The following is a 23,725-nucleotide window of genomic DNA, read 5'->3' as shown; positions in this document are numbered from 1 at the left end:
GCGCGGTTTCATGGAGACCAACCCCGGGCTCGCCAGCCGTTTCTCCACCTCGATCACGTTCCAGGACTACACCGACGACGAACTGCGCGACATCTTCGTGCGCCTCGCCGTCGCATCCGATTTCGAGGCGACACCCGAGGCACTCGAGCGGTTCGAGCAGATCGTGTCGATCGAACCCCGCAACGAGGGCTTCGGCAACGGCCGCTACGCCCGCAACCTGCTCGACAAGGCGATCGCGCGCCACGCCTGGCGGCTGCGCGACGTCGCCGCTCCGACCCTCGACGACCTGCGCCTTCTGGTCGCTGACGATCTCAACGACTCGAACGACGGCGACAGACCGGATGCCGATGGAGAGTCGGTGGTCGGCCCTATCGTCATCGACGTGCCGCAGACTGAACTGACAGAGGCGCACGACTCCGACCCCCCAGCCGAGCTCGCACCCGACCTCGCACCCGCACCCGCATCCGACCTTGACGACGCCGAGGTCCCCTCCGATCCACCCTCAGACGATCCCGCAGAACCGACCACGTCGAAGGACACCGAATGAGCACGACCGCAGCCGCGCCCCCGCCGCCGCCGGTACCCCTGGCGTTCGCCCAGCCGAACGCGCAGCAGGCCACCGTCGTCCGACCGCAGGCCGCGCCGCCCGCCGCATCCGTCGCACGAAAGACCCGGTCGACCCCCGCCACACTCCAGCTGCTGCTCGCCCTCTCCGTGCTCGCGAGCCTGGCGTTCGGCGTAGCCGGGTTCCAGACCGGCTCGTCGCAGGCCAGGGCCACGGCCGACGCGAGCGCCGAGGCCGCCCAGCTGATCGGCATCCAGGCTGTGCGCAACAACCTGGTGCGGGCCGACGCGATCGCGGCCAACGCCTTTCTCGTCGGCGGTCTCGAACCGGCCGACCAGCGCGCCGAGTACGACACCGCGATCGACGACGCCACCCGCGCGCTCACCACCCTCTCGGCCGACGACAAGGCGAAAGACACCGACTTCGCCCAGGTCAACTCCGAGGTCGCGATCTACACCGGGCTCATCGAGCAGGCTCGTGCCAACAACCGCCAGGGCTTTCCCGTGGGCGCCGCGTACCTGTCGCAGGCCTCGGCGCTGCTGAACGACAGCACGCTCCCCCAACTCGAGGCCCTCGTTCTCGCGAGCGCAGACAGGGCCGCGGGCAGCTTCACCGCGTCGACCGTGTCGCTCGTCTGGCTGCTCGTCGCGGTCATCGCCCTGGTCGCGCTCATCTGGGTGCATCTCTGGATCACGCGTCGATCGCATCGCTACCTCAACTGGCCGTTGCTCATCGCTGCCGTCGCCCTGCTCGTGGTGGGCGTCGTCGGCGTGATCACGTTCACGAACACGACCGGTGCCGCCATCGAGGCCCGGCAGAACTCCTACGCCAAGACTCTCGCCATCTCGCAGGCCTATACCTCGGCCACCGAGGCCAAGTCGCTCGAGAGCTTCACGCTCATCAAGCGCGGCTCGGGCCAGACGCTCGAGGCCGAGGTGCAGACCGCCATCGCCGACGCCCAGTCCCGACTCGACTCGAGCGGCAAGAACTATCTCATCGACGACGACCTCAGCAACGGTTTCGCCTCGTGGGTCGAGAAGCACGCAGAGATCCGCGCCCTCGACGACGGCGGCAACTGGGAGGGCGCCGTCGCCCAGGCCATCGACCAAGAACCCGGCAGCGCCAACGCCGCGTTCGACTCCTTCAGCGAAGCGGCTCAAGACGACATCGCCTCGAGTGCCGCCGCCACCAAGAACGCCCTCGACGCGGGCGGCGCACTCTCGTCGCTGCTCGGCTGGATTCTGCTCGTGTTCGGCCTCGCCGCCGCCGTGCTCTCCTGGCGCGGCGTCTCCCTTCGACTCAAGGAGTACCGATGAGCGCCATCCGTTCACGCTCGGCTCGCGCCGCGCTCATCGCGACCCTGGTCGGCACGCTCGCGCTCACCGCGTGCGCACCCCGCTCGGGCAGCGACGACCTGGGGCTCACCCCTACGCCGACGCCTACCGACAGCGCGCCGAGCACGCCGGCCCCCGCATCCACGTGCGAGAACGTCCCGGGTCAGATCGAACCGTCATACTCGCCGATCTCTCCCGATTCGATTCCCGCGGGCAGCACGATGGACACCATCCGGGCCAGCGGCGTTCTTCGAGTCGGCGTCTCAGCCGACACCCTGCTCATGGGTGCCCGCAACCCGCTCACGGGCCAGATCGAGGGGTTCGACATCGATGTGCTGCACGAGGTCTCGCGCGCCATCTTCGGTGACCCGAACAGGCTGCAGTTCAGAGTCATCACGTCGGCCCAGCGCCTCGAAGTGCTCACCCCAGACGCCGACGGCACCACGCAGGTCGACATCGTCGCGCGCACGATGACGATCAACTGTGCTCGCTGGGAGACCATCGCGTTCTCGACCGAGTACTACGGTGCCGGTCAGAAGGTGCTCGTCGGCAGCGACTCCGAAGCCGAGTCGCTGACAGACCTCGAGGGCCTCGGCGAGCAGAAGGTCTGCGCACCCGCCAGCACCACCACCCTCACCCGCCTCGAGGAGAAGTTCCCCGGCGTCGAGGCCGTGTCTGCCGCCACCCACACCGAGTGCCTCGTGCTGTTTCAGCAGGGCAAGGTGGATGCGATCACCGGCGACGACACGATCCTCGCGGGGTTCGCCGCCCAAGACCCGTATGCCAAGGTCGTCGGCGAGGCGATCAGCGCGGAGCCCTACGGCCTCGGCATGCCCGCCGACAAGGTCGACCTGGTGCAGTTCGTGAACGGTGTGCTCGATCGCATGCGCAGCGACGGAACCTGGACGAGCCTCTACACGAAGTGGCTGGGCGTGCTCGGTCCGGCCCCGGCACCGCCCGCGGCGGTCTACGGACGCTGACAGCGCCCCAGCACAAATCGAGCGCAAACCCAGCACAAACCGAACACCAGCCGAGCACACGCCGAGCCCGACCCGATCCTCCGAGAAGAGCAGCGATGACGATGACCGCCAACGACAGCACGCCGCTCGCTCCCGGGCGCCTGGGCGAGGCGATCGATCCGGGCGAACTGCTCACCTATCTCACCGGCCTCGGCGAGTGGGTCGCGCGGCAGCGAAAAGAACTCGACCGGCTGGGAGCCGCGGCCCTCGCATCGCAGCAGCCAGACTCGTACACGTCGGACATCGTTCTCGCCGAGACGCTGTGGGAGGCCACCCGCAAACGCCGCGAGAGCCTCGAGAGCGTCTGGGACTCGGGCCGCGTCGACACGGTCGCCAGGCAGAAGATGTCGCAGCTCATCTGGGGTCGGCTCGACTCGGGCGGCGGAGCCGAACTCGTCTCGCTCGTCGAGGCCGTGCGCCTCGCCGACGCCCTCGTATCACAGCTGACGACGCGGCTCAGTCTCGACCCCCGCGCGGCGGGCACCACGGCGCGCATCGTGGGCCTGCGCGCCGAACTGGAGCGGTCACGAGACCTGGCAGCATCCGACCCCGACGCGGCGCAGCGCGTCTCGACCCTGCGCAGCCGCCTCGAGGCCCTCGCCGAGAAGGCCGGCCGCGGCGCCGATGTGACCGGCCCGCTCGGGCAGCTCGTGCACGACTCCGCCCGTCTCGAACGCGACCTCATCGTGGCCAGTTCGCAGAAACGAGACCTGGCCCGGGATGCGCGCAAGGCCGCAGACGACGCCGCCATCGCAGAGCGGCGCGAACCCGTGCTGCGCGCGCTCGCCGAGCGCTGCCGTCGAGAGATCGTCGACCCTCCGCGACTCGCCATCCCCGACGTGTCGAAACTCGGACCGGTGCCGCAGACCCGCGCCGCGCTCGACACCTGGGTCGCGCGCCTCGCGCTCGTGAACCGCGCCTTCGAGGCGGTCGAGAATGCCTACGCGGGACAGCTCCGCGAGCGTGCCGAGCTGCGCTATCGCCTGTCGGGCTATCGCGCGAAGGCCGAGAGCTCGGGCCGCTTTGCCTCACCCACGGTCGCGGCCGGGTACACCGAGGCCAAGGATGCCGTAGACACGACTCCCTGCGACCTGCGGCTCGCCCGTTTCTACGTCGAGCAATACCAATTTCTCACCCGTGACTTGCCGCCCGCATCCCCGCAGCGGCCAGGCCAGGAAGGACGCTACACGCCATGACCGATGTCCAGCACTGCTTACAGCCCGGCTGCACAGGCGTGATCGAAGACGGCTACTGCAACGTCTGCGGCTCGCCCGCCTCGCCCACTCCCCTTCCCCCTGTCTCGGGCGGCACGGCCGCAGCCGCTTCACCCTCGGCGAAGCTGGGCACGGGTTTCTCGGCCGGCCCGCAAACCGGAGCGGCATCGGGCGCCGACTTCGCGCAGGCCGGCTCGACGCGCACGGGTCGCACCTCGTCGTCGCGGCTCGCGACGGCGGCGCTCGGTTCGGCGCGCACCGCCGCCACCGGATCGAAGGCCACCCGCCGGTTCGGCACCACCTCCACCCGCCTGCGCGGACCCCGCCTGGGCGCCGGGCTCACCACCGTTCCCACCGAACCGCCCTCCGATCCGCTGAAGGCGGTCATGGCGGTCGCCGAGCTGCCCGAAGCAAAGAGATTCTGCCCGAATTGCGGCAAACCGGTGGGCCGGGGTCGCGATAACAAGCCCGGTCGCACCGAGGGCTTCTGCCCGAACTGCCGCACCCCGTTCTCGTTCACCCCGCAGCTGAAGCCCGGCGACGTGGTCGGCGGCCAGTACGAGGTCGTCGGCTGTCTGGCATTCGGTGGACTCGGCTGGATCTACCTGGCCCGCGACCAGAACGTCTCGGGCCGCTGGGTCGTGTTGAAGGGCCTGCTCAACTCGGGCGATCCGGATGCCTATGCCGCGGCGATCACGGAACGCCAGTTCCTGGCCGAGGTCGAGCATCCGCTCATCGTCGAGATCTACAACTTCGTGATGTTCAACGGCGCCGGCTACATCGTGATGGAGTATGTGGGCGGCCCGTCGCTCAAGGTGATCCTCAAAGACCGCATGAAGGCGAACACCGGCGTCGTCGACCCGTTGCCCGTCGACCAGGCGCTCGCCTATGTGCTCGAGATCCTGCCCGCGTTCCAGTACCTGCACGACATCAACCTGCTGTTCTGCGACTTCAAGCCCGACAACATGATCCAGGTCGGCGACACAGTGAAGCTGATCGACCTGGGAGGGGTGCGCCGCGTCGACGACCAGACCTCGGCGATCTTCGGAACCGTCGGGTTCCAGGCGCCCGAGGTTCCCGAGCTGGGTCCGTCCGTCGCATCCGACGTCTACACGATCGGTCGCACCCTCGCCACGCTCGTGCTCGACTTCCGCGGCAACCAGACCACCTTCGTGTCATCACTGCCCGATGTGGCCGACACCCCGGTCTTCCAGACCTACGACTCGTTCTACCGTCTGCTCGCCAAGGCGTGCGCGTTCGACCCGTCAGACCGGTTCGCGTCGGTCGACGAGCTGCGCGCGCAGCTTCTCGGCGTGCTGCGCGAGGTCGTGGCCACCGACCGCGGGCCGGGCCACCCCGCGCTGCACTCTGCGGCATCCGTTCTCTTCGAGGCGCCCGTCGCCGACATCGTCGACCGGCCGCTGCCCTGGGATGCCCTGCCCGAACTGAAGATCGACGAGTCCGATCCCGCGCGCAGCTGGCTCGCGGGCGTCAACATGGCAGACCCGGCCGCCCGGTTGATCGCCCTCGAATCCGCACCCACCGTCACGGTCGAGATCCGTCTTGCCCGTGCCCGCGCGGCGATAGAGTCGGGCAACGTGCACGCCGTCGACGCGGTCATGAGCGAGATCCTCACCGACGATCCCTGGGAGTGGCGCGCCGTGTGGCTCGCCGGCCTCGCCGAACTCGCGAGGGGCGACGCCCGCAGTGCGCGTGCGTCGTTCAACACCGTCTACGGCCAGGTGCCCGGCGAACTCGCCCCGAAACTCGCCCTGGCTGCGGCCTGCGAGGCGAGCGGCGAGCCCGAGATCGCCGAGAGCCTCTACATCATCTGCGCCCGGTCCGACGCGAACTACACGGCCGCAGCCGCGTTCGGTCTCGCCCGCATCCGCGAGCAGCGGGGCGACCTCGACGGCGCCCTCACTGCTCTCGACCTCGTCACCCCCACACGCAGCTCATACATCGACGCACGTCGCCGCCGGGCCGAACTGCTGGCCGCATCGAACCGTGGACTGCCGGCTCTCGCAGCCGCGCTCGACAGCGTCTCCACAGTGTCGATCGATTCGCGGTCACGGGTCGAGCTCACCGCGAGCGTCCTCGCATCCGCCCTGGCCGTCGTGCGCGATTCCGGTGCGTCCACAGACGCGGTGGTCGGCGGCATCCCGGCTCAGGAGGGGCCGCTGCGCGACGGCCTGGAGCACGCGTACCGCGAGCTCGCGGGGCTCACCGAGAACCCCGCCGAACGCGTTCACCTGGTCGACGAGGCCAACCGCGTTCGACGGTGGACCCTCTCGTGAGCGACGCGCCCCCGGAGGCCGCCTCGCAGACTCCTGTCGAGGCGCCTGTCGAGGCGCCTGCTGAGGCGCCCGTCGAGGCTGCTGTCCAGACTTCTGTCGAGGCTCCTGCCGAGGTTCCGGCACCCCTCGTGTGTCCGGCGTGCAGCACGGTGAACGATCCCGACGCGAAGTTCTGCGAAGAGTGCGGAACCCAGCTGGGCGAACTCGTCGAGGTGAACGCCGACCCCGAACCGAACAAGACGACCCCCGTGCCCGACTCCGACGTGGCGACCTCGTCTACCGCCGCGCCACGGCGCGCGTGCGTCTACTGCGGCGGAAGCATCGCCGACGACGGATACTGCGAGCTCTGCGGCAAACCCGCGCAGAGCGAACGCGACCACTGGCAGGAAGCGCCCGCGGCCTGGGTGGGCGGCGTGTGCGACCGCGGCATCCGGCACCAGATCAACGAAGATGCGATGTCACTGGCTGCCGATCCGCAGCCCGGAGAGTTCGCCGTGCTGGTCGTCTGCGATGGAGTCTCGTCGACTCCCGGCTCAGACAAGGCGAGCCTCGCCGCGACACGGGCCGCGACCGCGGTCCTCGCCGCCGGGCGCGCGACAGACCTGGCTGACGGCGCGGGCGATGACCTCGCGCAGGCGCGCTGGTCGGGCCGGATGCTGAAGGCCGGCGAGCGCGCGAGCGCCGCGATCTACGAGGCGATCGGCGAGCTGGCGGCACGAACGAATCCGCCCTCGTGCACGTTCTCCGCCGCCGTCATCGACGGCCCCCTCGTCGTCGTCGGTCAAGTCGGCGACAGCAGGGTCTACTGGATCGCCGACGAGGGGAAGTCCCGGCAGCTGACGACGGACGATTCGTGGTCGCAAGAGATGATGGCGCACGGCATGTCACGCCAGCAGGCCGAGAGCGCCCCGCAGGCACACTCGATCACGCGGTGGCTGGGTGCCGATTCGCCCGACGAGGTTCCGCATGTCGTGCCGACGTATCCCACGGGGGCGGGCTGGGTACTCGTCTGCTCCGACGGTCTCTGGAACTACTGCTCCGACGCCGACGACCTCGCACAACTCGTTCACCGCATCGTGGGGATGGTCGGCACCAATCCCGTGCAGGTGGCGTCGTCACTCGTGGACTGGGCCAACGAGCAGGGCGGCCAAGACAACATCACCGCCGCGCTCGCTCGATTCGATAGCGTTGTACCTACACCGGCCCCGCCGGCCTGATCGTGACAGATAGAGGAGTCTCCCATGGCAGAATTCACCGCCAGTGTCTTTCAGAATGAATTCCTCTCAGACGGGGCCACAGACGTTCACGCCATCGTGACCGTCACGGTCGCCGGAGCGGGCCAGGCAGGCCAGGGTCAGGGCATGGCGGCCGGCGAGATCATCATCGTCGACACGTCGGGTTCGATGACGGGTGAGAACCTGGGGGCCGCCAAGCACGCCGCCGCCGTGGCGATCGATCAGATCCTCGACGGCACCTGGTTCGCCGTGATCTCCGGCACCGACACCGCCGCTCGCGCGTTCCCGTATCCGAACGCCCGGCTGCCCATGGTGCAGATGGAACCCGGCGCGCGGGCCGCGGCGAAGCAGGCGGTCGCCGGGTTCCAACCTTCTGGCGGAACGGCGATGGGCACGTGGCTCACGCTGGCCCGCGAACTCTTTCAGGCGACACCCCAGGCCACCCAACGGCACGCGATCCTGCTCACCGATGGCAAGAACGAGCACGAGTCGGCCCAGGCGCTCAGCCAGGCCATCTACAACGCCACCGGCGTCTTTCAGTGCGACGCCCGCGGAGTCGGCTCGCGCTGGCAGGTCGATGAGCTGCGCCAGATCGCGACGGCCCTGCTCGGAACGGTGGATCTCATCGCCAAGCCGGCAGACATGGCCGCCGACTTCGAGAGCATCATGAAGCAGTCCATGGGTCGCGGCGTCTCGGCAGCCGAACTGCGCGTGTGGGCACCCCAGGGGTCAGACGTCTTGTTCGTGCGCCAGGTTGCGCCCACGGTCGAAGACCTCACCACCCGCAAAACCATGGTGAACCCGCTCACGGGCTCTTATCCCACAGGTTCGTGGGGCGACGAGTCGCGCGACTACCACGTGGCCGTTCGGGTAGCGTCGAAGCCGGTGGGGTCGGAGCAGCTCGCCGCCCGGGTGCAGCTGACGGTGCGCGACGAGGTCGTCGCATCCGGTCTCGTCAAGGCGCGCTGGTCGAACGACGACGTGCTCACCGCACGCATCGATCCTGCCGTTGCGCACTACACGGGCCAGACCGAGCTGGCGTCGGCCATCCAAGACGGGCTTGCGGCCAAGGCCGCCGGCGACGCAGCCACCGCCACGGTCAAGCTGGGCCGCGCTGTGCAGCTCGCCGCCGAGACGGGCAACGACGAGGCCACCGCGAAGCTGCGAAAGGTCGTCGAGATCGACGACGCGAACGAGGGAACCGTGCGGCTTCGTCGCGACGTCGCGAAGCTCGACGAGATGGCGCTCGACACGGCGTCGACCAAGACGACGCGGGTGCGCAAATGACCCTCTGCCCCAACGGACACCCGTCGGCTTCGACCGACTATTGCGACGTCTGCGGAACGCCCATGGTGGCTTCGGCACCGGCTCCTGCAGCGCCGGTCGCAGCCACGTCGTCGGCCCCGTCGGGGTCGAGTGAGCCGATCACGTGCCCCAACTGCTCGTTCGCCAACCTGCCCGACGCCCTGTTCTGCGAGAACTGCGGCTACGACTTCACCACCGGGTCGCTGCCGGAACCCGATCCCGACGCCCTCGGCATGGCCGCGCCCCTCGCCGCGCCGGCACCCGTGCCGAATGCACCCGTCATCGTTCCCGTGATCGCGCCGGTCTCGAGCCTCGACATCGAGGAGGGCGACCTCGGCCAGCACGAGGCGGCTGGCGACCCGGGCTACGTCGAGGCTCCCGCAATCGAGGGCCAGCCCACGGTCGAACCGGCCGGAGCGGCTGCTGCGGCCGAGCTCGAGGCCGAGCTCGAAACCGCGACGGGGCCCGTCGCCTCGTCGCGTTCTGCGTCGCCGATCGAGGGCGATGCCGCCTGGGTCGCCGAGGTCTGGATCGACCCGGAGTGGTACGCCGCGCAGAAATCCGACGACCCGCTTCCCTCCGGAGGGCTGCCCGAGATCGTCGTGTTGACGCAGAGCAGCCTGCTGGTAGGCCGCACGTCGGTCTCCCGCGACATCCACCCGCAGATCGACTGCGGCACCGACAGCGGCGTCTCGAGACGACACTGCCAGCTCAACACCGACGGCCAGCGCTGGTGGGTCGAAGACCTGCAGTCGTCGAACGGCACCTTCGTGGGCGCCGCCGGAGACGAGCTGCCGAGCGACGCCATCCAACCCGGGCAGCGTCGCGAGGTGCACGACGGCGATCGCATCTTCGTCGGTGCCTGGACTCGCCTGGTCATCCGCAAGGCACTGCCCGGCGAAGCCTAATAGGCCGGCAGCGCCAGGTCGATGAGTTCGTCGATGAGTTCGGGGTAGCTGAGCCCCGAGGCTATCCAGCAGGCCGGAAACATAGAGATCGGCGTGAAGCCGGGCATCGTGTTGAGCTCGTTCACCACGAAGCCGTGCTCGGTCAGAAAGAAGTCGACACGCGCAAGACCCGCGCCCCCGATGGCCTCGAACGCAGTCGCGGCGATGCGCTGCATCGTAGCGAGCTGCTCGTCGGTCATCGCGGCGGGGCACACCAGCTCGATGCCGGCGGCCCCCAGGTACTTGGCGTCGAAGTCGTAGAAGTCCCTGTCGGTCACCACGACCTCGCCCGCAACGGAGACTCGCGCCGGCCCTCCGGCGCGGCCTTCGAGCACACCGCATTCGACCTCGCGGCCGACGATGCCCTCCTCGATGAGAACCCTGTCGTCTTCGGCGAGGGCGACCTCCATGGCGGCGGGAAGTTGCGACCAGTCGGTGACGCGGCTGACCCCGACCGATGACCCGGCGCGGGCCGGCTTCACGAACGCCGGCAGCCCCAGGCTCGACGCCCGTTCGGTGACGAGCGTCGGCGACTGCGCCCATTGCCTGGCCGAAACCGTAGTCCACGGCGCCACCTCGATGCCCGCCTGAAGCAGAACGGTCTTGGTGAAATGCTTGTCCATGCCGAGGGCCGACGCGAGCACGCCCGATCCCACGAACGGCAGCCCGAGCAGTTCGAGCATGCCCTGAACCGTGCCGTCTTCGCCGAAGCGTCCGTGCAGAATCGGGAACACGACATCCACCTCGCCGAGGCCGCGCGTCGTGCCGTCGGCCGATTCGACCGTCAGGCTGCGGTCGCCGGCCCTGTCGGGCCAGCGGATGCGCGTGCCATTGTCGAGCACGCGAGGCATGGCCTCGGCGTCGATCGCGAACTTGGCCGGGTCGTCGTCTTCGAGAACGAACGACCCCTCCGCGGTGATGCCGACCGGGATGACCTCGAACCGGTCGCGGTCAATCGCGTGAAGAACCCCGCCCGCCGTCGCGCAGCTGATCGAATGCTCGCTTGAACGGCCTCCAAAAAGCAGAACCACCACTGTTTTTGCGGCCATCGAAAGTCCTTTCGCCCTGCGGCTCGTCGGAGTCGGTCGTCAGGTGGGGAGCTATGTCCCGGGGATTCAGCGTACCGGCCAGCACCTCGCTCACCTGCCGCACGATGGGCATGTCCACGCCTTTCGCCTGGGCTAGCTCGAGGATCGGCGCGACAGATGCCAGACCTTCGGCGGTCTGCTGCATGCTCTTGACCACGTCGGCGAAGCTGTAGCCCTGGCCCAGCAGCCGACCGGCCGTGTTGTTGCGCGAGAGCGACGAGCTGCTCGTCGCGATGAGGTCGCCGAGGCCGGCGAGCCCCGACAGCGTATCGGCCTGCGCGCCGTACGCCACGGCGAAGTCCGTCATCTCGGCGAGTCCGCGGGTGATGATCGACGCCTTCGTGTTCTCTCCGTAGCCGACGCCGTCGACGATGCCGATGGCCACGGCGATGAGGTTCTTGAGCACGCCGCCGAACTCCGTGCCGATCACGTCGGTATTCACGAACGACCGGAAGTAGCGGTTGCTGGCCGCCATCGCGACACGCTGCGCGGTCTCGAGGCTCTGCGACGAGATCACGGCGGCGGTCGGCTGCTCCTTGGCGATCTCGAGCGCCAGGTTGGGCCCGGATGCGACGGCGATGCGATCGCGCTCGATTTCGACTCCCAGCTCGATCACCTCGCTCATGCGCAGGCCGGACTTCTTCTCGACGCCTTTCATGAGGCTGATGACGAGTGCGTCTGCGGGCAGCAGCGGGCGGATCGCCGCGAGGTTGTCGCGCAGGCTCTGGCTCGGGATCGAGACGAACACCATCTCGGCACGCGCGAGGGCTTCGGCGAGGCTCGACGTGGCCGTGACCGCGAGGGGGAGGTTGATTCCGGGAAGGTAGTCGCTGTTGCGTTTGGCCTCACTGATCTCGCGCGCGAGTTCTGGCCGCCGCGCCCACAGTGTCACGTCGCTGCCACCGTCGGCGAGGATCTTGGCGAAGGTGGTTCCCCAGCTTCCCGCGCCCAGCACCGTCACGCGGCGGCGAGGAGGGACGACCGCTACGGGTCTTGTCCTACTCAAAGCGACCGGTCTCCTTCTGGTTGTGCGCAGCCGGGTTCCAGCGCTCGATCGGCGCGGTCTCGCCGCGCAACCGCTCGAGCAGCGACGTGATGTCGGCCATCACCAGTTCTGTGGCAGCGGTCAAGAGCGCCGCGTTGATCGGCTTGCCACGAAACTCGCTCAAATCGACGGGATCGCCGAACGCCACCGTGATGGTCTTGCGCGGAAACAGGCTGATCGTGTTCGAGTAGCGCGCCATCACGGCCTGCGTTCCCCAGTGGGCAGCGGGAACGAGGGGAAGGTTCTGCTCCAGCGCCATCCGAACCGCACCGGTCTTGCCCTTCATGGGCCAGAGCTGCGGGTCTCGGGTCAGGGTTCCCTCGGGATAGATGATGACCGCGTTGCCCTTCTCGGCGAGCGCGTTGGCGGCCCGCAGCGGCTCTTTGCCCCGAACCGAGCCCGCGCGCTCAACGGGAATCTGCCCCGTGCCCCGGAGAACAGCGCCGACGACAGGCAGCCGGAACAATGACGCCTTGGCCAAGAACCGAGGAGCCCTGCCGAGCTTCCAGATGGCCCAACCCATGATCACCGGGTCGATGTTGCTGTAGTGGTTCGGCGACAGCACGAACGCCCCGATCTTCGGCAGCTTCTGCCTGTCGATGAACTCGATCTTCGCGATGCTCGCCAGAAACGGCACGAGCACCGCGGCGAGCACCCGAAAACCGACCGTTTTCTCTGAGGGCTGGCCTGCCACGCTAAACCTCGAAGGAGAAGTCAGCTCCGAGCTTCTCGAGCTTGGCCACGAAGTCTCCGTAACCGCGTCCGATGAGCCCCACATTGCTGACGGTCGAACGGCCGTCGGCGGTGAGGGCGGCGATGAGGTGGCTGAATCCACCCCGCAGGTCGGGAACGACGATCTCGCTGCCGTGCAGTTTGGTGGGGCCGACAATGACGGCGGCCTGCTCGAGTGGGCGCCGGGGAACCCGACGCTCTCCGCCCTCGAGTCCGTGCTTGTGCACCTGTATGTTCGCACCCATCTCGACGAGCGCATCCGTGAAGCCGAAGCGGTCTTCATACACGGTCTCGTGCACGGTCGACGTGCCGATGGCCTGGGTCAGGGCGATGATGAGCGGCTGCTGCCAGTCGGTCATGAAGCCGGGGTGCACGTCGGTCTCGATGACGACCGGCTTGAGGTCGCCGCCCGGGTGGTAGAAGCGGATGCCGTCTTCCTCGATGTCGAACGCTCCGCCGATCTTGCGAAAGACATTGAGGAACGTCATCATGTCTTGCTGCTTGGCGCCTTTGCAGGTGATGTCACCGCCGGTGGCCAGGGCGGCCGAGGCCCAACTCGCGGCTTCGTTGCGGTCGAACAGGGCCCGGTGGTCGTAGCCCTTCAGGCTGTCGACGCCCTCGATGAGGATAACGCGGTTGGGCTCCACCGAGATGATCGCGCCCATCTTCTGCAGCACCGCGATCAGGTCCATGATCTCGGGTTCGATGGCCGCGTTCTTGAGCTCGGTGGTGCCCTTCACCCGCACGGCCGTGAGCAGCACCTGCTCGGTCGCTCCGACGCTGGGGTACGCGAATTCGATCTTCGCCCCGTGCAGTCCGTTGGGCGCCGAGATGTCGATGCCGCTCGGAAGCTTGTCGACGACCGCGCCGAACTTGCGCAGTGCGTCGAGGTGAAAATCAATCGGACGGTCGCCGATGCGGCACCCGCCGAGGTCGGGAATGAACGCATGGCCTAGGCGGTGAAGCAGCGGGCCGCAGAACAGGATGGGGATGCGGCTCGATCCCGAGAGCGCGTCGATTTCGGCGCTGTTCGCGCTTGCCACATTCGACGGGTCGAAGATCAGGATGCCCGTCTCCGCGCTTCCCGAGATCGTGACGCCGTGCGCCTCGAGCAGGCTGGCCACGACGCTGACGTCGGAGATGTCGGGAACGTCACGCAGGATGCTCTTGGTGTCGCCCAGAAGAGACGCGACCATCGCCTTGGTCACGAGGTTCTTCGCACCACGCACATCGATCGTTCCGCGCAGCGGGCGACCGCCGTTGATCACGATCGTGTCGCTGGGTAGACCCACTCTGCGTGCCGACTTCTGCGCATCCTGAACGAGGGAATTCACTTGATAAAACCGCCTGTACTGCTCTTATTTAACGGGAAGAGTTCTCGGACGCCAGCCTTCGCGGCGACCCTCGAACTCCGTGATTCGCGCTTCGTCGCGCAGGGTGAGACCGATATCGTCGAGGCCTTCGAGAAGCCTCCACCGAGTGTAGTCATCGATCTCGAAGGGCACTGTGAGCGCTCCTGCGGTCACCGTCTTCGCCGGCAGATCGACCGTGACCTCGAGGCCCGGCTGCGCGTCGATCAGCGCCCAGATCTTCTCGATGTCTGCCTCTGCGAGTTGCGCCGCGAGCAGTCCCTGCTTGCCCGAGTTGCCGCGAAAGATGTCGCCGAACCGCGCACTCAGCACGGCTCGGAACCCGTAGTCGCGGAGCGCCCAGACGGCGTGCTCGCGCGACGAGCCCGTTCCGAAATCGGGGCCCGCGACCAGCACCGAGCCCGACGTGTAGGGCTCTTGGTTGAGCACGAATTCGGGGTCCTGCCGCCAGCCGTAGAAGAGTGCGTCTTCGAAGCCCGTCTTCGTGACTCGCTTCAGAAAGACGGCGGGGATGATCTGGTCGGTGTCGATGTTCGATCGCTCGATCGGAACGGCGACACCGGTGATGACGGAGACCTTGTCCATTATTTGCCCCCCGCATCCACGAGCCGCGCGTCATCGAGCGCGAGATCCCACGGGCTCGACAGCGTTCCGCGAACGGCGGTGGCCGCCGCGACGAGCGGCGAGACGAGGTGCGTTCGGCCGCCCTTGCCCTGTCGACCCTCGAAGTTGCGGTTCGAGGTCGAGGCGCAGCGCTCGCCCGGCGCGAGCTGGTCGGGGTTCATTCCGAGGCACATCGAGCAGCCGGCGAAGCGCCAGTCGGCACCGAAATCCTTGAAGACCCGGTCGAGTCCCTCTGCTTCAGCCTCGATGCGCACTCGCGCCGAGCCGGGAACGACCATGACCCGCACGTTCTCGGCCTTGGAACGGCCGCGCACGATGTCTGCCGCCGCCCGCAGGTCTTCGATTCGCGAGTTGGTGCACGAGCCGATGAAGACGGTGTCGACGGCGATCTCCTTCATCGGAGTGCCGGCCTCGAGGTTCATGTATTCGAGGGCCCGCTCGGCGGCGGCACGTTCGTTGGGGTCGATGATCGTGGCGGGGTCGGGCACGGGCTGCGACAGCGAGACCCCCTGGCCCGGGTTGGTTCCCCAGGTGACGAAGGGCTCGAGCTCGTTCGCGTCGAGAAACACCTCGGCGTCGAAGACGGCGTCGTCGTCGGTCTGCAGCGTCTTCCAGTACGCGACGGCGTCATCCCAGTCGTCGCCCTCGGGAGCGTGCGGCCGTCCTTTGAGGTAGTCGAAAGTGATCTCGTCGGGGGCCACCATGCCGGCACGGGCGCCCGCCTCGATCGACATGTTGCAGATCGTCATGCGCCCCTCCATCGACAGCGAGCGGATGGCCGAGCCGCGGTACTCGAGCACGTAGCCCTGGCCGCCGCCGGTCGAGATCTTCGCGATCACGGCCAGGATGATGTCTTTGGCCGTCACGCCCGGGCGCAGTTCGCCTTCGACGGTGATCGCCATGGTCTTGAATTCTGTGAGCGGCAGGGTCTGCGTGGCCATGACGTGCTCGACCTCGCTGGTGCCGATGCCGAACGCCATCGCACCGAACGCGCCGTGCGTGCTGGTGTGCGAGTCGCCGCACACCACGGTGATGCCGGGCATGGTGAGGCCGAGCTGCGGCCCCACCACATGCACGATGCCCTGCTCGACATCGCCGAGCGAGTGCAGCCGGATGCCGAATTCCTTGGCATTGCGACGAAGCGTCTCGATCTGCGTGCGGCTCGTCAGGTCGGCGATGGGCTTGTCGATGGCGGCCGTGGGAGTGTTGTGGTCTTCGGTCGCGATGGTGAGGTCGGGCCGGCGAACTGGCCTGCCCGCCACGCGCAGTCCGTCGAAGGCCTGCGGGCTCGTGACCTCGTGCACCAGGTGCAGGTCGATGTAGATGAGGTCGGGATTGCCGTCTTCGCCCTTGACCACCAGATGGTCTTGCCAGACCTTCTCGGCCAGGGTCATGCCGCGGCGGGCCGGTTCTTCAGCATTGCTCATGAGTGATGCCTCCTCCTACGAATCTGCTTGCGAGAGCCCATGACACACTCCGCGACGAGGTGAGGCCTTAGAACGAGGACTCGTCGCGGCAACCAAGAAGGAGTCGACCAGACAGCATCCGTCTAGGGTAACACCCGCGGTCATCCCGGGCATTCCCGACGTGCCCCCTCTTTCGCGGATGAGGAAGAACCGGGGAAACGCCGGTGCTAACTCCGCGACTCGCCGGAGTCGTCGACTTTTTCCTCATCCGCGAATCCAGCGTCGGCGGGCCTGTCGGGTGCGGAGCCTGCCAGCGGCGCGCCCGCGGGGGGCGTACCGCCTCGGCGGGTGGTGCGGCGCATGGCGATGAGGCTGGCGATGGTGGCGACGGCCATCGAGCCGATGATGACAGCGAGCGACGTCCAGGTCGAGATGTCGGGAGCCCAGTCGACGTGCTGGCCGCCGTTGATGAAGGGCAACTCGTTCTCATGCAAGGCGTGCGCCACCAGCTTGAATCCGATGAACGCCAGGATGAACGCGATCCCGTAGTGCAGGTAGATGAGCTTTTCGAGGAGTCCGCCGAGCAGGAAGTACAGCTGGCGCAGGCCCATGAGGGCGAAGACGTTCGCGGTGAAGACGATGAAGGGGCTCGTCGTGATGCCGAAGATCGCCGGGATCGAGTCGAGGGCGAACAGCAGGTCGGTTGAACCGAGGGCGATGAACACGATCAGCATCGGCGTGAAGATCTTCTTGCCGTCGACTCGGGTGCGCACCTTGGCGCCGTCGAAGTCAGTCGAGATATCGATGTGACGGCGCAGGTACCGGATGAGGCCGCTCTCGCCGGAGTCGGCGTCGTCGTGCTTCGAGAACGCCTGCTGCCAGGCCGTGTAAAGAAGGAATGCGCCGAAGATGTAGAAGATCCAGCTGAAGTTCTCGATCAGCTGGGCCCCGAGCAAGATGAAGACGCCACGAAGCACGAGGGCGATGAGGATGCCCACCATCAGGGCCTCCTGCTGCAGCTTCTTGGGCACATTGAACCGGGCCATGATGATGATGAAGACGAAGAGGTTGTCGATCGACAGGCTGTACTCCGTGAGCCAGCCGGCCAAGAACTGCCCCGCGTGCTCGCCGTCGGCGAAGAGCAGCATCAGCAGCGAGAACACCAGGGCGAGGCCGATGTAGAACACCACCCAGAGCGTCGACTCCTTGGCCGAGGGAATGTGCGGACGCTTGAGTACGAGCAGCAGGTCGACGACGAGAATGAGCGTCAGAATGACGAGCGAGCCGACTTCGAACCAGACGGGCAGGGTGAGTGTTGAAGGCATGGGGGGAATGAGACCTTTCGGGATGGCGGGTACGCCGAGCGACCGAAAGTCTCTCCCGCGCGAACCCGGCCGAACCGGTCGCGCCACCGCAACGGACCCGCCGCGATGGGGATCGTATTGACGACTGCGATGAAGGTGGGATACTCCCCTTCTTCAAGCGATGGTACAGGATGCTGACGCTAGGATTCCGCCGAGACCGATTTTCAGGAGACCCACTTGGCCAGCAGCCCGCAGACCACCGCCGTACAGCCGCAGCAACGCCAGTATCGACCGCAGACCGCCTGGGTCAAATCGGTGGGCTACCTCATCTTCTTCAGCCGTTGGCTGCAGGCGCCGCTCTATCTGGGTCTGATCGTCGCGCAACTGGTCTACGTCGTGGTCTTCGTGATCGAACTCCTGCACCTCATCGAGACGGTGCTGAAAGACCCGCTGCACATCGAGGAATCGGTGATCATGCTGTCGGTGCTCGGTCTGATCGACGTGGTGATGATCGCGAATCTGCTGATCATGGTCATCATCGGCGGCTACGAGACCTTCGTCTCGAGAATCGACATCGACGGCCATCCCGACCAGCCCGAGTGGCTCTCGCACGTCAACGCGAACGTGCTCAAGGTCAAGCTGGCCATGGCCATCATCGGCATCTCGTCGATCCACCTGCTCAAGACCTTCATCGAGGTCGGAGACCTCGGGGCTCCCGGCAGCAACTCCGAAGAAGAAAGCCTCACCGGTGATGTCTACACGGGCGACGGCGTCTTCTGGCAGGTCATCATCCACACCGTCTTCATCGTGTCGGCCATCGCGCTCGCCGTGATCGACCGCATGTCCCAGAACCGCGGCATGACAGCTCGCAGCCTGACGCACCGTCCTTCCGACCAGATGATCGAGCCGATCGACCCGTCGCCGGTGCCACAGGGCGCCGTCGCCGTGTCGGGCTACATCATCGACGGAAGGTTCGTCGAGCAGCGTTAGCCGCCCGACGAACCTTCGGCTCGACGCCTACTTCTTCAGGTCGTCGAGAAGGGATGCGCGCACCTCGTCGAGGCGGCGGGCGAACGCGGCGGCCGTACCGGCGGGCACGCTTGCGCGAGCCCCCCTCGACCTGAGCGCCGTGCGCACCGACTGGCGAAACTCGGCCAGAGCGATGTCGACGTCGCGGATCTCGTTGCGACTCGCATCCCGACTCGCCTCGGCCGAGGCCGACGTCTCGCCTGCCGGTCGAGCATCGGCACCGGAGCGCGGCTCGCCCCTCGCATCCTCGGTGGGGTCGAACGCGAACCACGACGAGTACGACTGGCTCGTCGCATCGGTCGCCTCGCGTGCCTGGCGGGCAGCCGATGCGAGATCGGCACGCAGGCTCTTCATGGCCTCGCCCACGCCGGAGCGAACCTCGTCGGCAAGGCGACGCACGCTGTCGGTGAGGTCGCTCTCGATCGAATTGAGTTCGCCTTCGCGGGAGGCCAGTTCGGCGCGCCCCGCGTCAGTGATCTCGTAGACGGTCTTGCGGCCGTCGGCGGCCTTCGTGACGAGCCCCTCGTCTTCGAGCTTGGCGAGGCGCGGGTAGATCGTTCCCGCACTCGGCGCATAGGTGCCGCCGAAGCGTTCGCTGAGCGCCTGGATCAATTCGTAGCCGTGCTTGGGAGACTCGTCGAGGAGCTTGAGCAGGTAGAGCCGCAGGTGTCCGTGGCCGAAAACGGGGGTCACAGGGATTCTCCCTCGGGTGCGTCGAACGGAGCCGAATCGGTCACGGGGGCATCGAACACACCCGTCGAGGCAGCGCTGGAAGCGCCCACCCTCGCCCGGCGAACAGACGTGATGTCACCCGAGACCGAGTTGGCCTTCACCTCGACCCACTTGTCGTCGAGCGTGCCCGCGGTGTGGTTGAAGCCCCGGCCCCGCGTGCCGCGGGTGATCGTCGAGTCGACCTGCAGCGTGCCGCTGACGCTGTTGAGCGAGAAGCGGGCCGGCACATCCTGGTCGAGACGCACGGTGAGGTCGCCGCTGACCGTGTTGTTGCTGATCTCCTCGGGAACCCCGGTGAGGTCGAGGAACACGGCGCCCGAGACGCCGTCGGCAGAGAACTTGCGCAGCGCGCCCGTGACCGTGATGTCACCGGTGACTGTGTGCGCGTTCAGCACGCCTTCTTGATCGCTGACCGAGATCTCGCCGTTGACTGTGTTGATGTCGAGGTCGCCGACGATGTCGTCGATCACGATGTCGCCCGAGACGGAGTTGATGCGCGCGTCTGTGCGAAGGCCCGAGATCAGGGCGCCCGCGTTGACGACGCCGAACTTCAGACTCGCGTCGCGCGGGATCATGATGCTGATGTCGGCCTTCGCGTTGCCCTTGAACGACTTGAAGACCTCGATGAAGTTGTCCCAGCTCAGTTGCGGGTGGTCGATTTCGAGCACGTCGCCGTTGATCGAGACCTTGAGGTCTCTACCCGAGACCGAGTGCACCTCGACGCGGGCGCCAGGCTCGTCGTGGGCGATCACGTCGATCTTGCCCCCGATGAGGCTGATCTTGACGGAACGCACGAGTTCGAGATCGATCGTCTTGGGCCCGGTGACGAGCCACTTCTCGATGGCCATGGAATTCTCCTTGAGGTCGAGGACGCGATATATCGCGTCGCGTGAACTCAAGATATATCGCGAATTTGACAAAAGTCAAGTTATATCGCGAGTTGAATGCCGGTGGCCGGCTCAACGACGAAGCGCCCCGACCCACAGGGGTCGGGGCGCTTCACAGGTTGTCCGGCGCGTTATGCGCGGCTGCGGCTCTTGCCGCGGCCGACGATCAGGCCATAGATGAGCAGCACGACGATCGAGCCGACGATGGCGATGAGCCACGACTGGATACTGAAGAATCCGTCGTAACCGACGCCGAAGATGGCTCCGCCGATCCATCCGCCGAGAAGGGCTCCGACGACACCGAGGATGAGGGTGATGACCCAGCCGCCACCCTGCCTGCCGGGCAGGATCGCCTTGGCGATTGCCCCTGCGATCAAACCGAGAAGTAGAAAACCGAGAAAGCTCATGACTATCTCTCCAATGCACTGTGTAGTGCAGCAGGCGGATTTCGACTACTGCAGCCAAGACACTAGCGGTCGTGCCCTATTCGGGGCACAGGGCTTGACACGCATACGTCGAGTCTGATTAAAACCCGGGCTTCCAGCCCAGGAGCGGCCCCAGAACGATCGCGACGTCGGTGAGAATCTGCACGTAGTCCTCGTGCTCGAGAGTGAACGGCAGCGCGAAGACCACCTCGTCGACCGCCCGGTATCCCGCGTGCGCCCGCAACGCATCTGCGATCTCTGCCGACGATCCGACGAGATCGGGCGCGAACAGCATCCGTTGCGGCCCCTGCGGTCGTGTCGTGCGCGCGAAACGGCGCTCGGCGAACGCATGGTACTTCGCCGCCTGCTCGCCCGTGGCTGTGTCGGTGGGAATCACGACGAGACCGTGAGACGCGCGGGCAGCCTGTCCCAGCGGGTGCCGGTCGCGGAAGAGGTCGATCTGGGCGCGCTGGATGCGAGCGAAGTCGTCATCCTCTTCTGCTCGAACAACGCTGCTGCTCAGAAGATTGAGGCCGCGCTCCCCCGCCCAGGCCGCCGATGACAGGCCAGCGGCGCCGTACCAGACCCTGTCGGCGAGCCCTGGGGAATGCGGCTGGATACGCGTCGAGAAGGTCTCGATGCCCTCGGTTCCCTCGAACGTGCTCACCGCTCCCCCGCGCAGATTGTGCAGCAGGCGATCGACCCGCTCTGTCGTGAAGTTCTCGCTCTGCCACGAGTTCGGGTAGAGGTGCTGCTTGATCTCGTCGAAGTGCGTCGGCACTCCGACACTCACGCCCGGGTTGAGGCGGCCTCGGCTCAGCACATCGACGGTCGCAAGATCCTCCGCAAGCCGGAACGGGTTCTCGAGCCCGAGCGGGATGACGGCCGTGCCCAACTCGATGCGGCTGGTGCGCTGGCTGGCGGCGGCCAGCACCGCGACGGGCGACGATATTCCGTGCTGCAGGTGTCGGTCGCGCAGCCAGGCGCTGTCGAAGCCCAGCTGCTCCCCCAGCTCGATGATCGAGAGGGTGCTCTCGTGCCCGCCGAACGGGTCTGCCTCATCGAAAGATCCGATGGTCAAGAATCCCAGGCTCTTCAGGTCGCGTGGGGTGTCTGCACTCATGCATTCACAGTAGTGAGGCGGATGCGACCGGCCGGCCCGCAGGCATCCGGAACCGTCATGCGGCGCAACAAAAAAGGCCCGGCGCCCTTCAATAAGGGTAACCGGGCGACTTGTGACCCCAACCGGATTCGAACCGGTGCTGCCGCCGTGAGAGGGCGGTGTCCTAGGCCGCTAAACGATGGGGCCGTCTGCAACTCAACGAGTATGCCATACGATCCGCCCTCAATGCCAATCGACTCAGGCGAGAATGCGGAGGGCTCCTGGGACGACCTCGACCTCGACCGGCAGCGGGCCCACACGCTCGCCGTCGGCGTAGGCGATCACGTCTGCCGAGGCGATTCGCACCCTCGACACGCGGGAGATGTCGACGATGTCGAGCCCGGTGTGGCTGCCGGAGAAGACCTTCGGAAACAGGCGCAGGAAGCGGATCCGCGACAGTGCCCCCACGCGGAACAGGTCGAGCAGGCCGTCGTCGATCAGCGCATCCGGCGTCACCATCATGCCGCCGCCGAGCGAGCGATTGTTCGCCACGGCGATCAATGACGCGCTGACCGTTGTCGACACCCCGTCGACGGTGAGGTCGTAGCTGCGGGCGCGCAGCGTGACAAGCTCGGCCAACAGCGCGATCACGTAGCGACTCGCCCCGCGTGGCCGGCTCATTCGATTGGCCCGTTCGTTGACCAGGGCATCGAAGCCTGCCGACAGCACCCCTCCGAACCAGGTCACGCCGTCGGCGTGGTGCACGCGCCCCGCGTCGATTGTGCGCGGTGCGGCCGCCAGCGCCGTGCGCAGAACCGCCAGGGCGTCGTCGACCGAATCGAGGGGAATCCCGAGCCCCCGCGCCATGTCGTTGCCCGTGCCCGAGGGGATGATCCCGAACGGGATGCCGGTCTCCGCCGTCGCGTTGACCGCGGGGCTCACCATCCCGTCGCCCCCGACGACGACGAGCGCGTCGGGCTCGGCCGGGCCACCGGCATCCAGTGCCTGTCGAACGGCCGCGATGAGGGCGGCGAAATCGGGCTGGGTGAGGGCGGTCACCCGGTGGCCGTCTGCGACGAGAGCCTCTACTACCCGAGGCCCCGTCGCGCCGCGCGACCCGAACGACGCAGACGGGTTGATCGCGACGATGATCCGCTTCGGCGAGGTGGTCATGATGTGTCGATTATGGCCTACGTGCAAGGCGGGTCGACGGGCTCAGGCGGAGTTCTACTCTGGAGCAATGAGACTCACGAAACTCGAGCACGCCGCGTTGATCATCGAGCAGTCGGGCAAGAAGCTCTTCGTCGATCCGGGGTCGTTCACCACCGCCATCACCGAAGCCGCCGGAGCCGTCGCGGTCGTCATCACGCACGAGCACGCCGACCACTGGACCCCGGAGCAGCTCACCCGCCTGCTCGACAGGGCCCCCGACATCCAGATCTTCGGCCCGCAGGGTGTTGCGGATGCCGCCGCCGGGTTCGCGATCACCGTGGTGAAGGCGGGCGACGAGATCAGCGTCGCTCCGTTCACTCTGCGGTTCTTCGGTGACACGCACGCGGTCATCCACGAGTCGATCCCCGTGGTCGACAACGTGGGCGTGCTCATCAACGACGCCCTCTACTACGGCGGCGACTCCTACACGGTGCCCGCCGACGTCGAGGTCGATGTGCTCGCCGCTCCCGTCGGTGCCCCTTGGCTCAAGATCGGCGACTCGATGGACTATGTGCTCGCAGTGAAGCCGAAACGGAGCTTCCCCACCCACGAGATGACACTCTCGAAGTCGGGGAAGACCATGACGGGCGAACGCATCAAGTGGGCAACCGAGCAGAACGGCGGCCAGTACTTCGCGCTCGAGCCGGGCGATGCGCTCGACGTCTGACAGGCCGCAGCCGTCTCAATCGAAGCGGGGCTTCTTGTCTTCATCGTCGCCGAAGACCTCTTCGGCGATCAGCGCGGTGTTCACGATCGGCCGCCGGTCGGCCGGAGACTCGCGCCCCGGCTCGTCGTCTTCGATCGTCGGGTCGGAATCGGCATCGACGTCGGGATCGGCATCGAGCTGTTCGTC

21 protein-coding genes, 1 tRNA gene and 1 pseudogene are annotated in these 23,725 nt (G+C 67.1%); 10 read left to right on the top strand and 13 right to left on the bottom strand.

From position 1 onward, the window contains the following. The 8 genes and pseudogenes from ACE5CZ_RS10135 to ACE5CZ_RS10100 form a co-directional block, all read left to right on the top strand. A pseudogene (locus ACE5CZ_RS10135) lies at positions 1-547 on the top strand (AAA family ATPase); the annotation flags it as partial. Further along, positions 544-1,881 (top strand): hypothetical protein, encoded by a 1,338-nt coding sequence (locus ACE5CZ_RS10130; RefSeq protein ID WP_374947206.1) that lies wholly within the window; start codon positions 544-546, stop codon positions 1,879-1,881. The pseudogene ACE5CZ_RS10135 and the gene ACE5CZ_RS10130, both read left to right, overlap by 4 nt. Further along, entirely contained in the window at positions 1,878-2,879 is a 1,002-nt protein-coding gene (locus ACE5CZ_RS10125; protein ID WP_374947205.1) for a glutamate ABC transporter substrate-binding protein, read from the top strand. The genes ACE5CZ_RS10130 and ACE5CZ_RS10125 overlap by 4 nt, the downstream gene beginning before the upstream one ends. Positions 2,880-2,974: 95 nt before the next feature. Then, positions 2,975-4,114, top strand: a complete 1,140-nt coding sequence (locus ACE5CZ_RS10120; protein ID WP_374947204.1) for a hypothetical protein — start codon at positions 2,975-2,977, stop codon at positions 4,112-4,114. Beyond that, a complete protein-coding gene (locus ACE5CZ_RS10115; RefSeq protein ID WP_374947203.1) occupies positions 4,111-6,429 on the top strand; it encodes a tetratricopeptide repeat protein in 2,319 nt (772 codons plus the stop codon). Before ACE5CZ_RS10120 ends, ACE5CZ_RS10115 begins: the two co-directional genes overlap by 4 nt. Beyond that, positions 6,426-7,646, top strand: coding sequence for a PP2C family serine/threonine-protein phosphatase (locus tag ACE5CZ_RS10110; protein WP_374947202.1), 1,221 nt, complete (start codon positions 6,426-6,428; stop codon positions 7,644-7,646). Before ACE5CZ_RS10115 ends, ACE5CZ_RS10110 begins: the two co-directional genes overlap by 4 nt. A 24-nt stretch (positions 7,647-7,670) precedes the next feature. Continuing rightward, positions 7,671-8,951, top strand: a complete 1,281-nt coding sequence (locus ACE5CZ_RS10105; RefSeq protein WP_374947201.1) for a VWA domain-containing protein — start codon at positions 7,671-7,673, stop codon at positions 8,949-8,951. Then, the gene (locus tag ACE5CZ_RS10100) at positions 8,948-9,877 is read left to right on the top strand and encodes an FHA domain-containing protein (RefSeq protein ID WP_374947200.1); all 930 of its coding nucleotides are present in this window, start codon (positions 8,948-8,950) and stop codon (positions 9,875-9,877) included. The genes ACE5CZ_RS10105 and ACE5CZ_RS10100 overlap by 4 nt, the downstream gene beginning before the upstream one ends. On the opposite strand, the gene ACE5CZ_RS10095 is transcribed toward ACE5CZ_RS10100, so the two are convergent. From ACE5CZ_RS10095 to ACE5CZ_RS10065, 7 genes are all read right to left on the bottom strand, one after another. Next, a complete protein-coding gene (locus tag ACE5CZ_RS10095; RefSeq protein ID WP_374947199.1) occupies positions 9,874-10,965 on the bottom strand; it encodes a D-alanine--D-alanine ligase family protein in 1,092 nt (363 codons plus the stop codon). The genes ACE5CZ_RS10100 and ACE5CZ_RS10095 overlap by 4 nt on opposite strands. After that, positions 10,868-12,010, bottom strand: a complete 1,143-nt coding sequence (locus ACE5CZ_RS10090; protein ID WP_374947198.1) for an NAD(P)H-dependent glycerol-3-phosphate dehydrogenase — start codon at positions 12,008-12,010, stop codon at positions 10,868-10,870. Before ACE5CZ_RS10090 ends, ACE5CZ_RS10095 begins: the two co-directional genes overlap by 98 nt. Continuing rightward, positions 12,003-12,743: a lysophospholipid acyltransferase family protein gene (locus ACE5CZ_RS10085; RefSeq protein WP_374947197.1), complete on the bottom strand. Its 741-nt coding sequence runs from the start codon at positions 12,741-12,743 to the stop codon at positions 12,003-12,005. Before ACE5CZ_RS10085 ends, ACE5CZ_RS10090 begins: the two co-directional genes overlap by 8 nt. A gap of 1 nt (position 12,744) precedes the next feature. After that, positions 12,745-14,115, bottom strand: a complete 1,371-nt coding sequence (murA, locus tag ACE5CZ_RS10080) for a UDP-N-acetylglucosamine 1-carboxyvinyltransferase (protein ID WP_374947196.1) — start codon at positions 14,113-14,115, stop codon at positions 12,745-12,747. Between the two features lie 24 nt (positions 14,116-14,139). Beyond that, positions 14,140-14,736 (bottom strand): 3-isopropylmalate dehydratase small subunit, encoded by a 597-nt coding sequence (leuD, locus tag ACE5CZ_RS10075; RefSeq protein WP_374947195.1) that lies wholly within the window; start codon positions 14,734-14,736, stop codon positions 14,140-14,142. Further along, complete coding sequence (leuC, locus tag ACE5CZ_RS10070; protein ID WP_374947194.1) at positions 14,736-16,202, bottom strand: 3-isopropylmalate dehydratase large subunit; 1,467 nt, start codon at positions 16,200-16,202, stop codon at positions 14,736-14,738. The genes leuD and leuC overlap by 1 nt, the downstream gene beginning before the upstream one ends. A gap of 206 nt (positions 16,203-16,408) precedes the next feature. Continuing rightward, positions 16,409-17,506: a TerC family protein gene (locus tag ACE5CZ_RS10065; protein ID WP_374947193.1), complete on the bottom strand. Its 1,098-nt coding sequence runs from the start codon at positions 17,504-17,506 to the stop codon at positions 16,409-16,411. Between the two features lie 216 nt (positions 17,507-17,722). Between ACE5CZ_RS10065 and ACE5CZ_RS10060 the strand changes: the two genes are divergently transcribed. Continuing rightward, the gene (locus ACE5CZ_RS10060) at positions 17,723-18,475 is read left to right on the top strand and encodes a TIGR00645 family protein (RefSeq protein ID WP_374947192.1); all 753 of its coding nucleotides are present in this window, start codon (positions 17,723-17,725) and stop codon (positions 18,473-18,475) included. A gap of 27 nt (positions 18,476-18,502) precedes the next feature. On the opposite strand, the gene ACE5CZ_RS10055 is transcribed toward ACE5CZ_RS10060, so the two are convergent. From ACE5CZ_RS10055 to ACE5CZ_RS10030, 6 genes are all read right to left on the bottom strand, one after another. Beyond that, positions 18,503-19,207 carry a helix-turn-helix transcriptional regulator gene (locus ACE5CZ_RS10055; protein WP_374947191.1) on the bottom strand — a complete coding sequence of 235 codons (705 nt, stop codon included), beginning with the start codon at positions 19,205-19,207 and terminating at the stop codon, positions 18,503-18,505. Then, entirely contained in the window at positions 19,204-20,094 is an 891-nt protein-coding gene (locus ACE5CZ_RS10050; protein ID WP_374947190.1) for a DUF4097 domain-containing protein, read from the bottom strand. Before ACE5CZ_RS10050 ends, ACE5CZ_RS10055 begins: the two co-directional genes overlap by 4 nt. A gap of 170 nt (positions 20,095-20,264) precedes the next feature. Then, complete coding sequence (locus ACE5CZ_RS10045; RefSeq protein ID WP_374947189.1) at positions 20,265-20,540, bottom strand: GlsB/YeaQ/YmgE family stress response membrane protein; 276 nt, start codon at positions 20,538-20,540, stop codon at positions 20,265-20,267. A gap of 118 nt (positions 20,541-20,658) precedes the next feature. Next, positions 20,659-21,681 carry an LLM class flavin-dependent oxidoreductase gene (locus ACE5CZ_RS10040; RefSeq protein WP_374947188.1) on the bottom strand — a complete coding sequence of 341 codons (1,023 nt, stop codon included), beginning with the start codon at positions 21,679-21,681 and terminating at the stop codon, positions 20,659-20,661. A 113-nt stretch (positions 21,682-21,794) separates the two neighbouring features. Further along, a tRNA-Glu gene (locus ACE5CZ_RS10035) sits at positions 21,795-21,867 on the bottom strand. Between the two features lie 51 nt (positions 21,868-21,918). Further along, entirely contained in the window at positions 21,919-22,833 is a 915-nt protein-coding gene (locus ACE5CZ_RS10030) for a diacylglycerol/lipid kinase family protein (protein WP_374947187.1), read from the bottom strand. Between the two features lie 67 nt (positions 22,834-22,900). On the opposite strand from ACE5CZ_RS10030, the gene ACE5CZ_RS10025 reads away from it, so the two are divergent. Then, positions 22,901-23,539: an MBL fold metallo-hydrolase gene (locus ACE5CZ_RS10025; protein WP_374947186.1), complete on the top strand. Its 639-nt coding sequence runs from the start codon at positions 22,901-22,903 to the stop codon at positions 23,537-23,539. The last annotated feature ends 186 nt before the right edge of the window (positions 23,540-23,725 follow it).

It is taken from the genome of Agreia sp. (assembly GCF_964263775.1).
Classification (GTDB): domain Bacteria; phylum Actinomycetota; class Actinomycetes; order Actinomycetales; family Microbacteriaceae; genus Agreia.
This window is presented reverse-complemented; position numbering and strand designations above follow the sequence as displayed.